This is a genomic window from Pseudodesulfovibrio tunisiensis, assembly GCF_022809775.1.
Lineage (GTDB): Bacteria > Desulfobacterota > Desulfovibrionia > Desulfovibrionales > Desulfovibrionaceae > Pseudodesulfovibrio > Pseudodesulfovibrio tunisiensis.
The window spans coordinates 1,141,551-1,160,000 of sequence record NZ_CP094380.1; the positions used below are offsets into that span (position 1 = coordinate 1,141,551).

Consider the following 18,450-nt stretch of genomic DNA (forward strand, 5'->3'; position numbering starts at 1 on the left):
GTCGGCAAGAAACCGCACGGAATGATTCTTGCTTTTCCTTCGGCACGGAAAAATCTGCCGGAGGCAACATGAATATCGACACATCCCGCTCGACACACATGCCATGGGGTGCATCCAACGCCCAGACGGCGCGCGGACTGAAACGCGCGCCCCCAATCCGGAGAGATGTCCTTCGAGGTCGAAAAGACCGAACAGGAAAAGGAGCAGGAACAGGCTTCGCCTATCCGGACGCAGCGAGAATTGAGCGCGGAGGAGGAACGGCGGGTCGTCTACCTGAAGAATCTCCTGTCCCAGCTTCTGGCCATGTCTGCCGGCGATCCCAGCGATCAGCAGAAGGAACGGATTCGCGAGGCGGAAAAGGAACTGGAAAAGATCACGGGCGTCAAGATTCATTCCTCGCTTTCGGACATGACGGCCAGGATGCCGGGCAGGAACAGAAAGAAGACGGAAAAGGAAGAGGAACGCAACGCCCTCTTCGCCAAGGGAATCGACCCCAAGGAAGCCGCCCACATCAAACAGCCCGAACGAAATCCGGGGCCCGGCCTCATGTCCTTTCTGCAACAGCAGGCAAGCGGGTCCTACCAGAAGATGCAGACACTTTCGGAATTTCCCGGAAACATGTTCAGCGGCAAATTCGTCTGATCACCCGACACGACGCAGAATCAGGGACTCCGCTTCACACGGCTCCGGGCCAATGGTCACGGCTCGCGAAACCATGTCCGCCACGGCCTGCCCCTGCTCCCTGTTCCGGGCATGCACCAGAGCAAGCGGATCGCCGGGTTCGACCCGGGTCCCGACTCGCACCACGGAAGAAAGTCCCACCGCGTGATCCACGTCATCCTGCGGCCGGGTCCGTCCGCCTCCCAACCGCACGACCGCCATGCCCAGTTGCCGGGCGTCCATGCGCCGAACGAATCCGTGCATCGTCGCCTTCACCGGAATGACCGTCCCGGCCTCGGCCAGAGAGGACGCGTAGCGCTCCACGAAATCCGCAGGCCCGCCGGACAAGGCCACCATGCGCGCAAACCGATCGGCCGCTGCCCCCGAATCAAGGGCATGCCCCAGCAGACTGCGCGCGTGGTCCGCATCCGGCGCAAGCCCCCCAAGCATCAGCATTTCCGTGCCCAGAGCCATGACAGCTTCATGCAGTCGGGCATCCCGGGATTCTCCCGTGAGATAGCGAACCGTTTCCATGACCTCCAGCGCATTGCCAGCGCAGGGAGCCAAAGGCTGATCCATGTCCGTGACCAATGCCACGGCAGGCAATCCAGCTCCACGGGCCACGTCAACGATGGTCCGGGCCAGCTTCCCGGCATCCTCTGCCCGACTCATGAACGCCCCGCTTCCGGTCTTCACGTCCATGACAAGCCCATGCAGTCCTGCCGCCAGTTTTTTGGACAGGATGGACGCCGTTATCAGCGGAATGGACTCCACTGTGGCCGTCACGTCGCGCACGGCGTAGAACATGCGATCCGCCGGAGCCAGTTCCGGAGTCTGTCCGATGATGGCGCATCCGGCCTCGCGCACGATCCCTTGAAACGCGGGAATCCCCGGCGCAACGTCATACCCCGGAATGGACTCCAGCTTGTCCAGAGTTCCGCCGGTATGGCCGAGTCCGCGTCCGGAAATCATGGGCACAAAACCGCCGCACGCCGCAATCAGGGGCGCAAGCATCAGACTGACCACATCCCCCACCCCGCCAGTGGAATGCTTGTCCAGCACAGGGCCGGTCAAATCCTGCTCATCCCAATCCAGCACGGTCCCGGATCGGGTCATGGCTCCGGTCAGGGCCACTGTCTCCTCCATGGTCATGCCCTGAAAGAACACGGCCATGCCAAAGGCAGCGACCTGCGCTTCGGTCACGCTCCGGTCCATCATGCCCTGCACGAACATTTCCAGATCATGGCCAGCCACCTGCCCGCCGTCACGCTTGGTGCGAATCACTTCCTGCGGCAGCAGCTTCATGTCATTCCCCCGGCTCTCTGGTGGGATATTCGAAGGTGTCCGGCAGCAGTTCCTCCATGCTCCAGACACGTACGGCCTCGCCATCGCACACGGCATATACCGGCGTATCCGGTGCAAGGAATTCGGCCATGACCTGACGACACGCCCCGCACGGAGGATGGCAGGCATTGCCCGGAGTATAGATCAGCAGGGCATCGAAATCCCCCCTGCCCCGACCGTCCGAAACAGCGGCAAACAGGGCGGAACGCTCTGCGCAATTGGTCAGGCCGTAGGATGCGTTCTCCACATTGCATCCCACATAGATATCCCCGTTGTCGCACAACGCGGCAGCCCCCACCGGGAAATTGCTGTACGGACAATACGCATTCTCCGCAGCACGGCTGGCAGCCCGCTTCAACGCTTCGGTCGCTTCACTCGTCACATGCATCATGATTCGTTCTCCCAATCGGAATATTGGCCAGAATATGCCGCGGCAGGCTTCCGGGCAATCCCATTCAGCCCGCCTGACGCAAAAAAGGCCGGACCGCTGTAAACGGTCCGGCCCATTGCATTCATTGTACGCCCGATTACTGACGCGCGGGCTTGCGGAACTCCTCCTTGAGGAGTCCATTGGTGATGGGAGGCGCGTCGTTGCCCGGACACAGCACGGTATCGCCGGGGCATTCCAGAGCCAGATCAAGCACCTGATCCATGGTCTTGACCGGAACGATTTCCAGATCCTTGAGAACTTCTGCCGGCACTTCCTTGAGATGCCTGCGGTTGTCATCGGGAATGATCACGGTCCTGATCAGGCCGCGATGCGCAGCAAGCAGCTTTTCGCGCAAACCGCCGATGGGCAGCACACGCCCGCGCAGGGTGATCTCGCCGGTCATGGCCAGATCGTTGCGCACGGGCACGTTGAGCAATGCGGACAGAATGGCCGTGGTCAGGGTAATGCCTGCGGACGGACCGTCCTTGGGCGTCGCGCCCTCGGGAACGTGGATGTGAATGTCCACTTCCTTGTAGAAATCCGGCTTCAAGCCGAACATGTCGGAACGCGAACGGAGATAGCTCAGGGCCGCGCGAGCGGATTCCTGCATCACGTCGCCGAGCTTGCCGGTGATTTCCACCTTGCCCTTGCCCGGCATGAGCGCCACTTCCACCAGAAGCAGCTCCCCGCCCATCTGGGTCCAGGCAAGGCCCGTGGCCACGCCCACAAGGGATTCCTCCTCGCGCTCGCCATACCGGAACTTGGTCACGCCGAGCAGCTTGCCCAGTCCCTGCTTGGTCACATTGATGACGAGGTCCCGGTTGCTCTCCTCCACGATGCGCATGGCGGACTTGCGGCAGATGGCCGCCAGTTCGCGTTCCAGATTGCGAACACCGGCCTCACGGGTGTAGAGCCGGATCACGTCGAGAATGGCATTGTCGGAAAGCTTGAGGTTCTCCGGGGTAAGCCCGTGCTGCTCAAGCTGCTTGGGCACGAGAAATCCCTTGGCAATCTCCACCTTTTCCGTTTCCAGATAACCGGGAAGACGAATGATCTCCATGCGGTCCTGAAGCGGAAGCGGAATGCCTTCAAGAGAATTGGCCGTGGTGATGAAAAACACCTTGGACAGATCGTAATCCAGATCGAGATAGTGATCCACGAAGGCATAGTTCTGCTCGGGATCAAGCACTTCGAGCAGGGCAGCCGAGGGATCGCCGCGAAAATCCGCGCTCATCTTGTCCACCTCGTCGAGGCAGATGACCGGGTTGTTGTATTCGCAACGCTTCAGGGACTGGATGATCTTGCCGGGCAACGCTCCCACATAGGTGCGCCTGTGGCCGCGAATTTCGGCCTCGTCACGCACGCCGCCCAGAGACAGGCGCATGAACTCCCGGTTCATGGCCCGGGCAATGGAACGGGCAATGGAGGTCTTGCCCACGCCCGGAGGGCCGACAAAGCAGAGAATGGGGCCCTTCATGGTCTCCACAAGGCTCTGCACGGCCAGATATTCGAGAATGCGGCGCTTGGGCTTGTCCAGACCGTAGTGATCTTCATCGAGAACCGCTCTGGCCTTCTCAATGTCGGTCTCCGTGTCCTTGAACACGTTCCACGGCAGGTCGAGCACCCAGTCGATATAGTTGCGAACCACGGTATATTCGGCGCTGTTGGCCGGAATGGACCGCATCTTCTTGATTTCCTTGCGGACCCGTTCCCTGGATTCGTCGGGAATGACCTTGGCGTCCAGACGCTCTTCCAGCTCCTGCGCCTCGGCCGAGGGGTCGTCCTCCCGCCCCATCTCCTTGTTGATGGCCTTGACCTGCTCGTTGAGATAGTACTCGCGCTGGTTCTTCTCCATCTGCTCCTTCACGCGGTTCTTGACCCGCTTCTCAATGGAGACGATCTCGATTTCACTCAGCAGCAGTTCGTACACCTTTTCCAGCCGCTTGACCGGATCCAGCATCTCCAGAACTTCCTGCTTGCGCGCGAAGTCCATCTTGAGATGCGGCATGACCTGATCGGCCAGCTGGCCGGGGTCCTTGATGGTGGCCATGGCCAGAATGGCTTCGGGCGCAACCTTCTTGTTGGCCTTGCCGAATTCATCCAGAGAATCGTGCACGGTACGCACGAGAGCTTCGGTTTCCGAATCCTGGACTTCCTGTTCGGGCAGCATCTGCACGCTGGCCTGGGGAAATTCCCCCTGCTCGGCGTCATAGCCGTGCCCGGCGACAGGTTCCCAGCGAGCACGCCCCACGCCCTCGAACAGCACCTTTATGGTGCCGTCGGGAAGGCGAAGCATCTGCAGAATCTTGCTGACCGTACCTACGGTATACAAGTCATCGGGCTCGGGTCGTTCCTGCTCCGGACTTTTCTGGGTGACGAGAAATATCTTTTTTCCGTAATCCGAAACAGCGGTCTCAATGGCCTTGATCGAGGCCTCCCGGCCCACGAACAGGGGCACGATGGACCGGGGAAACATGACCACCTCCCGAAGAGACATCATCGGGAGCGTTTCAAATTCCGGGGGCTTGCTGCCCTCAAAACCGAAAGTCGGCATTACAATCCTCCAGAGGGTTACCTGTGGGGAAGCCGCGCCGAAACAGCGAGGCCCTATCGGGCAAAAATAAGGCCGCCGAACGAAATGTCAAATGACTTCGACGGCCTTGCTTGCGTGTCAGGCGCTTTTCACTTCCTGATGATAGATCAGGAGCGGCTCCATGCCCTTCTCCACCACGGCCCGATTCACCACGCACTCCTTGACCCCTTCCAAAACGGGCAGCTTGTACATGATGTCGAGCATGCAGGACTCAAGCACGTTGCGCAGGCCTCGGGCACCAGTCTTGCGCTCGAGGGCGCGCCGGGCAATGGCCTTGAGCGCGTTGTCCGTGAACCGGAGCGCGACCTTGTCCAGCTCGAACAGCTTCTTGTACTGCTTGACAAGGGCGTTCCGAGGTTCCTGAAGGATGCGCACCAGATCATCCTCGGACAGTTCCTCAAGCGAGGTCTGCACCGGAATGCGGCCGACGAACTCGGGAATCAGGCCGAACTTGATCAAATCCGTGGGTTCGGACTTGGCAAAAAGCTCGCCCAGACCGAAATCACGCTTGGCCTCGACCTTGGCGGCAAAGCCCATGCCCGATCCCTGAAGCCGCTGCTGCACGATCTTTTCCAAACCGATGAACGCGCCACCCAGAATGAACAGGATGTTCGAGGTATCCATGCGAATGAATTCCTGCTGGGGGTGCTTGCGGCCGCCCTTGGGCGGGATGTTGGCTTCCGTGCCCTCGATGATCTTGAGCAGGGCCTGCTGCACGCCTTCGCCGGAAACGTCGCGAGTGATGGACGGGCTGTCGCCCTTGCGCGCCACCTTGTCGATCTCGTCGATGTAGATGATGCCGCGGCTGGCCGCCTCGATGTCGTAATCCGCGTTCTGCAGAAGCTGAACAAGAATGTTCTCCACGTCCTCGCCCACATAACCGGCCTCGGTCAGGGTGGTGGCGTCGGCTATGGCGAACGGGACCTTGAGCACGCGGGCCAGAGTCTGCGCCAGCAGGGTCTTGCCCGCACCCGTTGGACCGATGAGCAGAATGTTGCTCTTGTCGATCTCGACGTCATCCTGCCCATGAATGGAGGAAGCGTAGAAAACGCGCTTGTAATGGTTGTGCACGGCCACGGACAGGATTTTCTTGGCCTGTTCCTGACCGATCACGTACTCGTCGAGAAGCGCCTTGATCTCCTGAGGAGGCAGCAGGCGTCCGTCCTCGAACTCCTCGCTCACGTTCTCCTGCGCCATGATGTCGTTGCACAGCTTCACGCACTCGTCGCAAATGTACACGTCGGGCCCGGCAATGAGGCGCTCGACGTCGGCCTGGTTCTTGCCGCAGAACGAGCATATCAGGTCGGGCGTCATGTTGTTCTTGTTCACCATACTTATCCTTCCGAACCGGCTTCGATGTCCTTTCTGGAGGTCATCACCTTGTCGATGAGGCCGTATGCCTTGGCCTCCTCCGAGGACATGAAGAAATCCCGGTCCGTATCCTTTCGGATCTTCTTGATATCCTGCCCGGTATGATGGACGAGGATCTGGTTCAGTTCTTCCCTGAGCCGCAGGATTTCCTGGGCATGGATGTGAATGTCCGTTGCCTGGCCCTGAGCGCCGCCCAGAGGCTGATGCAGCATGATGCGGCTGTGCGGCAGGGCGTAGCGCATGCCGTGTTCGCCAGCCGCCATCAACAGGGCGCCCATGCTGGCGGCCTGTCCGAGGCAGAGCGTGGCCACGGGCGCGGAAATATATTGCATGGTATCGTAGATGGCCATGCCCGCGGTGACGGAACCACCGGGGGAATTGATGTACATGTAGATTTCCTTTTCCGGGTCTTCGGACTCGAGGAAAAGGAGCTGGGCGCAGATCAGGCTGGCCACGTGATCATCAATGGCGCTACCCAGCAGAATGATGCGGTCCTTCAGAAGACGGGAATAGATGTCGTATGCGCGCTCGCTACGGCCAGTCGTCTCGATGACCATGGGAATGGCGACCATGAAGTCTCCTTGGAATAGCTTTTACAGGTTTATCGGCCTAAGCCGGGCCGAGGTTTGCGCCTGGCCGGGGATCGAATTGATTCGGCTGAATTGCCGTGTGGTTGCACCATAATACAGTATGCGGCATTTCAAGCGGAAGAACAAGAGCATTTTTCTCCGCGAACACCAGCAAATATTAGGCACTCACACTCAGCCGTCAACCCCATGCGCCGATAATAATAACGGCGGCCCGGATACTCCGGACCGCCGTCGTGGTGCCGATGGAAAAAGCCTCTAGGCTTCTTCGTCTTTCTTGGCGGCCTTCTTGGTGGTCTTCCTGGCCGCGGGCTTCTTCTCGCCCTCGTCCTTCTTGGCAGCCGCCTTCTTGGCCGGAGCCTTCTTGGCCGCAGGCTTCTTGGCGGCAGTCTTCTTCTCGCCGTCGGCCTTCTTGGCAGCCGTCTTCTTGGCCGGAGCCTTCTTGGCCGGGGCCTTCTTCTCGGCCTTTTCAGCCACGGGCTCAATCTCGGTCACTTCCGCGTTGTCGTAGATGAACTCCATGGCCTTGTCGGCGAGGAGGCGATCCTTCAGCGGAGCAATGAGGTTGTTGTCCTCGTAATATTTCTTGATCTCATGCAGGGGCTGGCGAGTCTGCATGGCCATCTGAGCCATGGTGCCGTCCAGTTCCTCGCGGGAGACGTCCAGACCTTCCTCGGCAGCAACGGCCAGCAGGAAGATTTCGGTGCGAACGGCCTCTTCGGCCTCGGGGCGGAATTCCTCGCGAATCTGCTCCAGCGTCTTGCCAGTTGCAGCCAGACTCTTGCCCTGACGATCCATCTTGTATTCGAGATCGCGCACCAGACGCTCCACACGGTCTTCCAGCAGGGAAGGCGGCAGCGGAAAATCGAGGCCGTCGACAATGGACTTGATCAGCTTGCTCTGGGCATCGGACTTGTTGAGCTGCTTGCGCTGGGACATGTAGGATTCACGAATGCCCTTGCGCATGGTCTCCATATCCTCGAAACCGGCCTTCTTGGCGATTTCATCGGACATCTCGGGAATGATGCGCTCCTTGACGGCGTGCACCTTGGCCTTGAAGGTCACGGTCTGACCGGCAAGCTCGTTGTTGATGAAGTCCGCAGGGAAGGTCACGTCGGCTTCGCCGGCCTCACCGGGCATGAGGGTCTTGATCAGTTCCTCGAACTCGGGAAGAGCCTGATAGGAGCCGATCTGCAGATCGAAATTCTCGGCCTTGATGCCCTGAACCAGTTCGTCGTTCTGGTATGCACCGAAGCTCACGGTGGCGACATCGCCGTCCACGGGCTTGCGATCCTCGGCCACGGTCTTGACCTCGGCCTGATTGTCCAGAATGCGCTTCTCGACTTCCTGGATTTCCTCTTCGCTGACCTCGGGCTTGACTTCCTCGATCTTCAATTCCTTGTACTTGGGCAGATCGAACTTGGGAGCCACCTCGAATTCCAGGGAATAGGTGAAATCGGAGTCCTTCTCCAGCTCCTTGGCGTCCACGTCGATGCGGGACAAGGGCTGCATGCCCTCTTCGCCCACGATCTGGTTGATGTGGACATTGATCAGATCAGTGGTGGCTTCGCCGTAGATCTGCTTGCGGTACTTGGACTCCACAACGCTTCCGGGCACCTTGCCCTTGCGGAAGCCCTTGATGTCGGTACGCGCACGGTACAGGGCAACGGTGGTGGCAATGGCCGCGTTGGCCTCTTCGGCCTTGACTTCGACGATGATCTTCCGTTTTACCGGAGAAATTTCCTCAACCTTGTAATCCATGGGTGTATATCCTCCTCAAGGGCTCCGAAAAAACGGACCCGTTATTAGCGAGACATGGTGCGGGCGGAGGGACTCGAACCCCCAAGCCGCGAGGCACCAGAACCTAAACCTGGCGCGTTTACCAATTCCGCCACGCCCGCAAAAGAACGTGCTTATTAAGCAATCTTTTACACGTATGTCAACAAAAACGCATGCCGGACAAAGCCGGAAAGCCTATTCGGCAACGCAGCCGGACACGCCCAGCTCGTCAATCAGACGACACAACAAGGCCATAAGTTCCGCAGGGTCACGCGCCAGTATCCGCAACAAGGGCTCACGCCCCATGCTCCCCCTGTCCACGACGGCCCGAATCGACGCAGGCTCGGAATGTTCCTTGAACGCTTCGAAAACGCCCCAGAACTCGAGACTTCCACCCTCATCCGGCACATAATCCGGTTTTGACTCCCGGGCCATGTGCACAGTTGAAAGTCCGGCCGGACCCAACGCATCTTCCACACCACCTCCCAGACCGAGCGTCATTGCGCAGGCCAGCTCGGGATTCAGTCGGCGCGCGGCAAGCAGTACTTGTGCCGTGAATTCCGAGGCTCCGAATTCCGGTCCCCCGGCCACGATCATCCGTCCATCCCGAGTTCCGACAATACCACCGCTGAACGCGGCCACATCGCTTGCATCATCGGCAAACGGCACGCACACGGCCACATTGGCTCGGCAGCGCGGAACAAGCCGCTTCAGTCCTGCCATTCCGACAAGCCGTCTGGCCATGCCGTCCAATTGTGCCAGAACGCCTGCACGGGCCTGTTCCTTGATCAAGGGGGCCAGATGATTCGGCGGTCCGCTCCCCCTCACCCACGGGGAATCCAGCACGCAGAGCAAGATTCAGATATTCCTGCGCCCGCCGAATGGCTGCTCCCAATCCCATGCCCTGCCCCAATCCCGTAGCAATGGCTGCGGACAAGGTGCATCCCGTGCCATGGGTGTTCGGCGTGTCCACTCGGGCCTGCATCAGAGGAATCGGATCATGTCCCTGTTGCACGAACCAGTCGGTCACGGCAAGGGAATCCGCATGTCCCCCCTTGATCAGCACAGCCTTGGGGCCCATGGTCAACATTCTCTCGGCAGCAAGAAACACATCATCCCGCCCCTCGATCTCCACCCCGGAGAACAGTTCGGCCTCGGGAATGTTCGGTGTCAACAGATCGGCGCAGGGAAACATGTGCTCCACCATGGCCTTGACGGCATCATCCTCGAGCAGCTTGGCTCCGGATGTGGCCACGCACACGGGGTCGACAACAAGAGGAAATCTGCGTTTGCTCAAAAAACGGGCGAGAGCCCTGATGATTCCGGCGGAAAACAGCATCCCGGTCTTTGCCGCGTCCACGCGAATATCCTCGAGCACGGTCTTGAGCTGCAAGGCCACAAACTTGGGATCAGGGGCATGGATGCCGGTAACGCCGGTAGTATTCTGAGCCGTCAGCGCAGTAATGACACTGGCGCCGTACCCGCCCAGCATGGTGATGGTTTTGAGATCGGCCTGAATTCCGGCTCCGCCTCCGGAGTCGGAACCGGCTATGGTAAGAATGCATGGAAGCTTGCTCATGGTATTCCTTGTTGAAAGCCCTGCCTGCAGGAGTCAACGGAGGCGATACCACCGCAAAGAGGCAAGCGCAACCAAAGGCGCGCCCGTAGGAAAGGAAAAAACTGAAGAAATCAGCCGCAGGACAACTTTACATACTCGTCAAGCGACACGCCGTTCCACGTCTTGCTGACCCAATAGGCAGTGGCCCAGATCATGAGCGCCGTGGCCTGCAAATCGGACAGCCGCCGCAACTTGACCTCGAGATTGCTCTTGCTGGAGCCGTGCTTGATGTGCACGCTGCGTTCGTCGCACGCCTCTTCAACGCGCAACAGCAAATAGGCCTGCTTGGACTGATTCGGCAGCAGCTTGATGTCCTTGTGGGACTCGAGAATGGTCTTGAGCTCCGCAACCGAGAACTCGCTGGAGACATTGCGAATGGTCTTGAAAAACACATCCACAGCCCAGGGCAGAATGAACTCTGCTCCAGCACTCTTGGTCTTGAAGTATTCCTTCAGCCACTTTTCCTGGTCATGCGTTATGCGCGCGGCCACCTGGGGCATACACTCCCTCCTCCCACCAGGGGACAAACTCCCTATTTCATCCATTTTGCAGCATGTACATACTCAAAATCGGAGAGTAAATCAAGAGTTTTTCTAGAAAAACAGCCGCACGCATCCGACTAGTCGGAAAAAACACTTTTGAGCTGACGAAACAGACTGAGCAGCAAGGCATCCGGGGCATCCTTGCCATCAATGTTCAGCCGAACGATTTCGCTCACCACGTTCCGGTTGGGCGTCACGGTCTCCTTCACGACAAGCACGACATCCTGACTGCGCCCGACACCGCCCCGAGCCACAGTCTTCAACTTGAAGACCCAGCAACCGTCCTGCTGCGACCACGCGGTCTCGACATCAAGCCGATCCGACACATTGCGCTCGATAAGCAGCACGAAATCCTTCAGGGAAAACGGCTTGCGCCCCTGTCCCTGCACGCCGAGATACTCCCCCTCGGACTGAATGACCAACGGCTTGGACAGGAACTCCTCGGAAGGAAAATTCATCTCCCCTTCAGCCGAAGCAGCTCTCCGCTCCCGCAGGCGAGCGACCTCATGCTCCATCCGCCTGATGCGCTCGCTAAAGGAAGCTTCCATTTCGTTCCGCTCGGCCCGCAACTGCTGAACCTCATCGCGCAACGAACGGATTTCGCTTTGAAACAGGGACTGATTGTCAAGCACATCCGACATTCTCATGAGGACATGCCCCAAACGTGCAACGACCTCGCCTTCGGCCTCAGCCGACACCCGCTGTTGATCATATTGTTGATCAGTAATTAACATGCCGAATTTCAATGCTAATTCTTTCTCAATTTGATCAACAGACCAATTCTCGCTGAACATTTCACGAATCCTCCTGAATATTTCAACGACCTCGGCAGGATACCTTTGCCGTCGTCCTGGATGGCCGACAGAAGGTATGAATCTACTAAACTTATCCTTGTAATAGACAACGGTGGAAGGCGGAATGTCGAGTTGGCGGCCGACCTCGCGCAGACTGATATACTTTTTGGACATGGGGGAAACCGTTGTTGAACATTAATCGTCAACTAATCAAAATCATAAATATCAACTCAGGTCAACACAAAATTGAACAACGTTAATCAATATGAACAAAAAAAACCTACCCGGCATTGGGATGGGCCAAACAGATGCCGCCTCAAGCAGTCCGGTCTGACACAGCGGACACCACAAAAAAAGGGTCAGATTCGCGCACATTATCAAGCGCGAATCTGACCCTTGAACGGCAATTTCAGCCAAGGACGCAACTTGCTCCGCCCCTGGCTGGAATATTCCTAAAAAAACTACTTTTCCAAATCGGTCCTGACGGACTTCAGGATTTCGGAAACCTGCAGCATCTTCTGCTTCAGCGCCTCGTCCTCGAGATGGTTGCCGAGATAGGAAGCCTTCATGGTCATCTCATTGACCACGTCGTGCGCCAGCATCCGCTTCATCTGGGAAGGCATTTCCTGCTCCATGCTGACGACCTTCTGGTCAAGCACGGAAACGTCTTCACGCAATGCGCCAAGGCTCTTTACCTCATCGGTAAGACCGGCAATATTCCGATTCATGCCAAAGAAAAAAATGACCAGGAGAACAACAGCAAGCAGGGACACGATCATGGCAACCTTGCTCATGTCCTTGTTCGTATCCGCCAGATCGGCCACAGGCTGAGCCTGAGTCTGTTCCTCATTCACGTCTTCTTCCCTCGCCTCGGGCCGGACGGCCTCCAGTTTATACACTTTCCCGTTTTGACCAGACATTCTCATCTCCATGCATCACACGACATTCACTATAGGCCACTGCCAAAAAAAGTTGTCAAACCGTACTTCAGTCGGAATAGATAATCAAGAAATCGTGGGCTGAAATTCGCCCCGCCCCTTCTTCATGGATCAACGAAAAGACGATTCACTTTCTGTTCCCATCATCCGACGCATCATTATAACAAAAGACTCTTGACAAAGTAGAGCAAAGACAAGATACATACCATAAATGCAGCGCTGTCACGTGTAACACGCTGAAGCAATACTGCAAAAAAACACTTGCTATGAAAAACAATGGGTCAAGGGAGTTCACTCGACTTTCAAGACGATTGTCCATCCACTTCCCACTATGACCTGAAACATTTCATGAAGGAGTTATTCATGGAAGACTACCTGAAGGAAGCGCTTGAGATTGTCAAAGCCCAGGCCAGTGTCAGGACCATGACTGAAGAGGAAATCACTTCCATGGTGCAAAAACTTGCCTCCGGCATCAAATCCATTGCCGAAGGCGAATCTCCCGAGATGGAAGAAAGCTATGCCTGCGATCCCAAGAAATCCATTCGCGAGAAGACCATCATCTGCTGTGTCTGTGGCAAGCCGTACAAGATTCTGACCAAGAAGCACCTTGCAAGCCACGACATGACTCCTGCCGAATACAGGGAAAAATTCGGCTACAAGAAAAACTTCCCCCTCGTCTGCAAATCGCTTCAGCGTGAACGCCGCAAAAAAATGAAGGAGATGCAGCTCTGGACCAAGCGCGGTAAAAACAAGTAATCGACATTCCAAGGGGAGTTGCAACAGGCAGCTCTCCCTTTTTCCTGCCTTTTACCTGCCTTCGCCCTACTTCCAGTTTTTTCACCTGATTCTTTTTGCCTCAGCGTTGGCAGCAAGGCTATGTTCGCCGAATGCAGAACATTGAAATAAAAGCTCGCAAGATGCCCCTGCCGTTCTGGAAAGCAAGGTAGCTGCTATCGCAGACCACGGGCCATTCACTCTCGAGCAGACCGACACATTCCTCAACAGCCGAAAGGCTCGACTCAAACTCCGGGAAACCCCGAAAAAACATGCGGAACTCATCCGATATTGCCGCCCGGATACAGCAGAGCCTTCACCGTCCACCTACCAGCGTCCCCATGCTCTTTCCTCGCATTCTTAAGCGTATGCTAGCGCTTTGGCCGGGCATACGGGCAACAGCAGTCAAAACACGAAAAGTCTACCTGAAGGGCAACACTCGCATCCATCTGGATCATGTGGTCGGGTTGGGCAATTATATGGAGTTGGAAATCGTGCTCGGTCCAAACGACAGGCATGAAGATGGTATCACACAAGCCAAAACCATCATGGAAGAGTTGGGCATTCCACGAAACGCCCTGGAATCGCAAGCCTACGTGAATCTGCTGGAAAAAAGGGACAGCCTCCACAAGTAACCCTCTACTAATCGCAGCTGGTACGACATCAGGGTCCTGTATCTAAGGAAGACTCTCGAAAGAAAAAGAGGCTCCGGCAGGAGGTCTGCCTACAGGGGCATTCCTCTTTGCAAAAGCATTGGATGATCTGGAACCTGTCGAACCCAGAGATACGCATATCATCGGGCGCGTCCCAACGGCCAACAATTGCCCCTGCCGTGGAAGAGCCGGGACAGGCCCGGCACGTCGGAAGGCGATGACGACACAGCAAACGGTCCTGTCTCCATAAACGCAAGCCGTGCGCTGCGGATTGGGCAAAAGGCGATGCGGCTGAGGCGGCCATGGTTCTTCCCCAGATTTTCCGCGTTCCTGTAACGCTCCCAATTGAGTGCCTTCCGTTCAGGATTCCCTGATCCTGCCATACAAAAGTGGACCGTCGGTTGAGCCACTTCCTTCATGGCGAGTTGTTTTTCGAATTCGGCGGGCGATATCCAGCCATTTGAGGAATGTCTCCGCCTCCGGTTGTAGTAGGCCTCGATGTATTAAAACAGCGCCAGTTTCGCCTCAAGGCTGTTTGAAAATCGCCGATGTCGGACGAATTGAGTCTTGAGGGTGTGAAAGAAGGATTCAGCAACGGCGTTGTCCCAGCAATTTCCTTTGCGGCTCATACTCTGAACGCAGCCATGTCTTCTCAATTCCGATCGAAAATCATGGCTGGCGAATTGGATTCCCCTGTCACTGTGAATCAAAAGGCCGTGAGGCGGACGTCTCCGGGCAAAAGCCTTGCGAAAAGCCCGAATGACCGAATGCCTTTCGAGTGAATTACTCAAATCCCATCCAACTACGATTCGCGAAAACAGATCGATGAAAACCGTGAGATAGTGCCATTTTCGGCCAACCTTGAGATAGGTGATGTCTGTGACCCAAGCGGTGTTGGGGAAGGACACCGTGAACTGCCGATTGAGCCGATTGGGAGCAATCGGTTCGGCATGCTTCGAGTCCGTCGTTACAACGAACCGACGAGATGTCTGACAACGCAACCCGAGCTGCCGCATGTGGCGGGCGACTCGCTGTCGACTCACCCGCCGGAATTCGGTCTCTGCTCGCAGATCGGCTGTGATCATGGGGCTGCCGGCACACCCCGAATGTTCTTCGTAAAGTTGGAAAATTCGGGAACGGAGCCGAGTCGTTTCGGCGGTTCGCCGGGACGGTCTGCGGTTCACCCATGCATAATACCCGCTCTTGGAAACCTTGAGCGTACGGCACATCCTCTTCACCGAAAAATGCGAGCGGTGGTCCCTTATGAAACAAAATCTCATTTCGGTGCCCTGCTGAAGATGGCCAATGCTTTTTTTAATATATCCCGGTCAAGTTCGGCATCCTTGAGCTGTTTTTCAAGCTCCCGGATTCTGCCCTGCTCATCCGTGAGCCCCTGTTTGCCCTGGCCTGGAAATGCAATCTGCCCCTTGCCCAGCATTTCACGTCGCCATCTGTAGAGGAGGTCCACGCCAATCCCGAGACTCTGCGCAACCTCTGACGCTGCCCGTCCCGATTCCTCGACCATCCGAACGGCATTCCACTTGAACTCCGCGTCGTACGTCCTGCGATTCCTGCTCATCCACTTCTCCTGTTTGCTCGTCAGGATAGTGGCTTAACTCCGTGTCCACAACTCTGTAGCAGGATCAGCTCATCCACTTCTCCTGTTTGCTCGTCAGGATAGTGGCTTAACTCCGTGTCCACAACTCTGTAGCAGGATCAGCTCATCCACTTCTCCTGTTTGCTCGTCAGGATAGTGGCTTAACTCCGTGTCCACAACTCTGTAGCAGGATCATCCTGTATCTAAGGACGGAAGACTCTCGAAAGGAAAAGAGGCTCCGGCAGGAGGTCTGCCTACAGGGGCATACCTCTTTGCAAAAGCATTGGATGATCTGGAACCTGTCGAACCCAGAGATACGCATATCATCGGATGCGTCCCAACGGCCAACAATTGCCCCTGCCGTGGAAGAGCCGGGACAGGCCCGGCACGTCGGAAGGCGATGACGACACAGCAAACGGTCCTGTCTCCATAAACGCGAGCCGTGCGCTGCGGATTGGGCAAAAGGCGATGCGGCTGAGGCGGCCATGGTTCTTCCCCAGATTTTCCGCGTTCCTGTAACGCTCCCAACTGAGTGCCTTCCGTTCAGGATTCCCGGCAAGCTCGCATGGAGGCACAGCATAAGCATGACGGATGGCCGGAGACCGTCACCTTGCCCGGCACGCCGCCGAGAACGCAGGAAGAGCGCATGCTCCCCAAGGCTCACGCCTCGGCCGCTCCAGCCGGATGACAGCTCGTGCGTCAGGGGAGGCGGGGCGCTCGACTCCATGCTGCATGCCGTTGCCCCCCAAACGCAGAAAGGCCCCTCGCATGAGGGGCCTTTCTGAAAAGAAAAAGCCTTGGCGCCGACCTACTTTCCCACAGATAAGTCTGCAGTATCATCGGCGAAGGAGAGCTTAACTACCGAGTTCGGAATGGAATCGGGTGTACCCTCTCCTCTTTGGGCACCAAGGCAAAATATATAGTCAATAGGGGGAAGAGAGAATTCCTTTTGATGTTCAATAAGCCGCACGATCTATTAGTACCGGTTAGCTAAACGCATTGCTGCGATTACACATCCGGCCTATCAACCTTGTAGTCTACAAGGGATCTTCAGGGACCGAAGTCCAGGGAGAACTTATCTTGAAGCTGGCTTCCCGCTTAGATGCTTTCAGCGGTTATCCATTCCGAACGTAGCTACTCAGCAATGCGGCTGGCGCCACAACTGAAACACCAGAGGTTCGTTCACCCCGGTCCTCTCGTACTAGGGGCAACCCTTCTTCAATTCTCCTACGCCCACGGAGGATAGGGACCAAACTGTCTCACGACGTTTTAAACCCAGCTCGCGTACCACTTTAAACGGCGAACAGCCGTACCCTTGGGACCTGCTTCAGCCCCAGGATGTGATGAGCCGACATCGAGGTGCCAAACCGCGTCGTCGATGTGAACTCTTGGACGCGATCAGCCTGTTATCCCCGGCGTACCTTTTATCCTATGAGCGATGGCCCTTCCATTCGGAACCACCGGATCACTAAGACCAACTTTCGTTCCTGCTCGACATGTCTGTCTCACAGTCAAGCTCCCTTATGCCTTTGCACTCGACGGCTGGTTTCCAATCAGCCTGAGGGAACCTTTGCAAGCCTCCGTTACATTTTGGGAGGCGACCGCCCCAGTCAAACTACCCACCAGACACTGTCTCCACACCGGATAACGGCAATGGATTAGATACCTAGATCATCAAGGGTGGTATTTCAAGGGTAACTCCACGCACACTAGCGAGCACGCTTCAAAGTCTCCCACCTATCCTACACATGATAAACCAAATACCAATGTCAAGCTATAGTAAAGGTGCACAGGGTCTTTCCGTCCTTCCGCGGGTATCCAGCATTTTCACTGGAAGTTCAATTTCACTGAGTCTCTGGTTGAGACAGTGGGGAGATCGTTACGCCATTCGTGCAGGTCGGAACTTACCCGACAAGGAATTTCGCTACCTTAGGACCGTTATAGTTACGGCCGCCGTTTACTGGGGCTTCGGTTTAGAGCTTTGACCGAAGTCTAACTCCACCCCTTAACCTTCCAGCACCGGGCAGGCGTCAGTCCCTATACATCGTCTTACGACTTAGCAGAGACCTATGTTTTTAGTAAACAGTCGCCCCCCCCGATTCTCTGCGGCTCCTGAATGCTCACAAAGTAAATCCGATCACATTCGGGAGCACCCCTTATTGCGAACTTACGGGGTCATTTTGCCGAATTCCTTAACCAGAGTTCTCTCAAGCGCCTTGGTCTGCTCGACCCGCCCACCTGTGTTGGTTTGCGGTACGGTCTGCATGAGCTAAACTTAGAAGCTTTTCTTGGCAGCATGGAATCAACGACTTCCGTCGAGTAATGACTCGGCATCACGTCTCGGCATAAAGAAGATCGGATTTGCCTGATCCTCAAGCCTACACGCTTGCACCGGGATATCCAACACCCGGATCGTCTATCCTCCTGCGTCCCTCCATCGCACACTCATACAGGTACAGGAATATTAACCTGTTTCCCATCAGCTACGCTTTTCAGCCTCGCCTTAGGGGCCGACTTACCCTGGGAAGATTAACTTTACCCAGGAAACCTCGGGCTTACGGCGAATAGGTTTTTCACCTATTTTATCGTTACTCATGCCAGCATATTCACTTCTCATTAGTCCAGGATACCTCACGGTATCCCTTCATCCCATCTGAGAACGCTCCCCTACCGCTCGTAGATTAACTACGAACCCGAAGCTTCGGTACAATGCTTAGCCCCGTTACATTTTCGGCGCAGAATCGCTAGGCCAGTGAGCTATTACGCTTTC

General features: G+C 56.5%; 14 protein-coding genes, 1 tRNA gene, 2 rRNA genes and 1 pseudogene (1 of these 18 cut by a window edge). 3 read left to right on the forward strand and 15 right to left on the reverse strand.

What is annotated here, in order from left to right; translation table 11 throughout:
* Nucleotides 1–165 precede the first annotated feature (165 nt).
* Nucleotides 166–642: a hypothetical protein gene (locus MPN23_RS05775; protein WP_243546737.1), complete on the forward strand. Its 477-nt coding sequence runs from the start codon at nucleotides 166–168 to the stop codon at nucleotides 640–642.
* Here MPN23_RS05775 and deoA read toward each other — a convergent pair whose 3' ends face one another.
* The 12 genes from deoA to MPN23_RS05835 form a co-directional block, all read right to left on the reverse strand.
* Nucleotides 643–1,965 (reverse strand): thymidine phosphorylase, encoded by a 1,323-nt coding sequence (gene deoA, locus MPN23_RS05780; protein WP_243546738.1) that lies wholly within the window; start codon nucleotides 1,963–1,965, stop codon nucleotides 643–645.
* Between the two features lies 1 nt (nucleotide 1,966).
* On the reverse strand, nucleotides 1,967–2,395 hold the full coding sequence (gene cdd, locus MPN23_RS05785; RefSeq protein ID WP_243546739.1) for a cytidine deaminase: 429 nt from the start codon (nucleotides 2,393–2,395) through the stop codon (nucleotides 1,967–1,969).
* Nucleotides 2,396–2,531: 136 nt separating this feature from the next.
* Complete coding sequence (gene lon / locus MPN23_RS05790) at nucleotides 2,532–4,988, reverse strand: endopeptidase La (protein WP_243546740.1); 2,457 nt, start codon at nucleotides 4,986–4,988, stop codon at nucleotides 2,532–2,534.
* Nucleotides 4,989–5,105: 117 nt separating this feature from the next.
* Nucleotides 5,106–6,359: an ATP-dependent Clp protease ATP-binding subunit ClpX gene (clpX, locus tag MPN23_RS05795; protein ID WP_243546741.1), complete on the reverse strand. Its 1,254-nt coding sequence runs from the start codon at nucleotides 6,357–6,359 to the stop codon at nucleotides 5,106–5,108.
* Between the two features lie 2 nt (nucleotides 6,360–6,361).
* Nucleotides 6,362–6,970, reverse strand: a complete 609-nt coding sequence (clpP, locus tag MPN23_RS05800) for an ATP-dependent Clp endopeptidase proteolytic subunit ClpP (protein ID WP_243546743.1) — start codon at nucleotides 6,968–6,970, stop codon at nucleotides 6,362–6,364.
* Between the two features lie 273 nt (nucleotides 6,971–7,243).
* The gene (tig, locus tag MPN23_RS05805) at nucleotides 7,244–8,746 is read right to left on the reverse strand and encodes a trigger factor (RefSeq protein WP_243546744.1); all 1,503 of its coding nucleotides are present in this window, start codon (nucleotides 8,744–8,746) and stop codon (nucleotides 7,244–7,246) included.
* Between the two features lie 55 nt (nucleotides 8,747–8,801).
* Nucleotides 8,802–8,886: transfer RNA gene (locus MPN23_RS05810), tRNA-Leu, on the reverse strand.
* Nucleotides 8,887–8,959: 73 nt separating this feature from the next.
* On the reverse strand, nucleotides 8,960–9,487 hold the full coding sequence (locus MPN23_RS05815; protein ID WP_243546746.1) for a thiamine-phosphate synthase family protein: 528 nt from the start codon (nucleotides 9,485–9,487) through the stop codon (nucleotides 8,960–8,962).
* Entirely contained in the window at nucleotides 9,417–10,343 is a 927-nt protein-coding gene (gene thiD, locus MPN23_RS05820; RefSeq protein ID WP_243546747.1) for a bifunctional hydroxymethylpyrimidine kinase/phosphomethylpyrimidine kinase, read from the reverse strand. Before thiD ends, MPN23_RS05815 begins: the two co-directional genes overlap by 71 nt.
* 110 nt (nucleotides 10,344–10,453) lie before the next feature.
* On the reverse strand, nucleotides 10,454–10,882 hold the full coding sequence (locus MPN23_RS05825; protein ID WP_243546749.1) for a hypothetical protein: 429 nt from the start codon (nucleotides 10,880–10,882) through the stop codon (nucleotides 10,454–10,456).
* A 119-nt stretch (nucleotides 10,883–11,001) separates the two neighbouring features.
* On the reverse strand, nucleotides 11,002–11,892 hold the full coding sequence (locus MPN23_RS05830) for a MerR family transcriptional regulator (protein WP_243546751.1): 891 nt from the start codon (nucleotides 11,890–11,892) through the stop codon (nucleotides 11,002–11,004).
* 287 nt (nucleotides 11,893–12,179) lie between these two features.
* Nucleotides 12,180–12,638 (reverse strand): hypothetical protein, encoded by a 459-nt coding sequence (locus MPN23_RS05835; protein WP_243546753.1) that lies wholly within the window; start codon nucleotides 12,636–12,638, stop codon nucleotides 12,180–12,182.
* A 381-nt stretch (nucleotides 12,639–13,019) separates the two neighbouring features.
* On the opposite strand from MPN23_RS05835, the gene MPN23_RS05840 reads away from it, so the two are divergent.
* Complete coding sequence (locus MPN23_RS05840) at nucleotides 13,020–13,412, forward strand: Ros/MucR family transcriptional regulator (protein WP_243546755.1); 393 nt, start codon at nucleotides 13,020–13,022, stop codon at nucleotides 13,410–13,412.
* A gap of 290 nt (nucleotides 13,413–13,702) precedes the next feature.
* Entirely contained in the window at nucleotides 13,703–14,065 is a 363-nt protein-coding gene (locus tag MPN23_RS05845; RefSeq protein WP_243546757.1) for a CYTH domain-containing protein, read from the forward strand.
* Between the two features lie 422 nt (nucleotides 14,066–14,487).
* Here MPN23_RS05845 and MPN23_RS05850 read toward each other — a convergent pair.
* The 3 genes and pseudogenes from MPN23_RS05850 to MPN23_RS05860 form a co-directional block, all read right to left on the reverse strand.
* A pseudogene (locus tag MPN23_RS05850) lies at nucleotides 14,488–15,662 on the reverse strand (IS3 family transposase); the annotation flags it as partial.
* Between the two features lie 813 nt (nucleotides 15,663–16,475).
* Nucleotides 16,476–16,590, reverse strand: a 5S ribosomal RNA gene (gene rrf / locus MPN23_RS05855).
* A gap of 45 nt (nucleotides 16,591–16,635) precedes the next feature.
* Nucleotides 16,636–18,450: ribosomal RNA gene (locus MPN23_RS05860) — 23S ribosomal RNA — on the reverse strand (it continues 1,127 nt past the right edge of the window).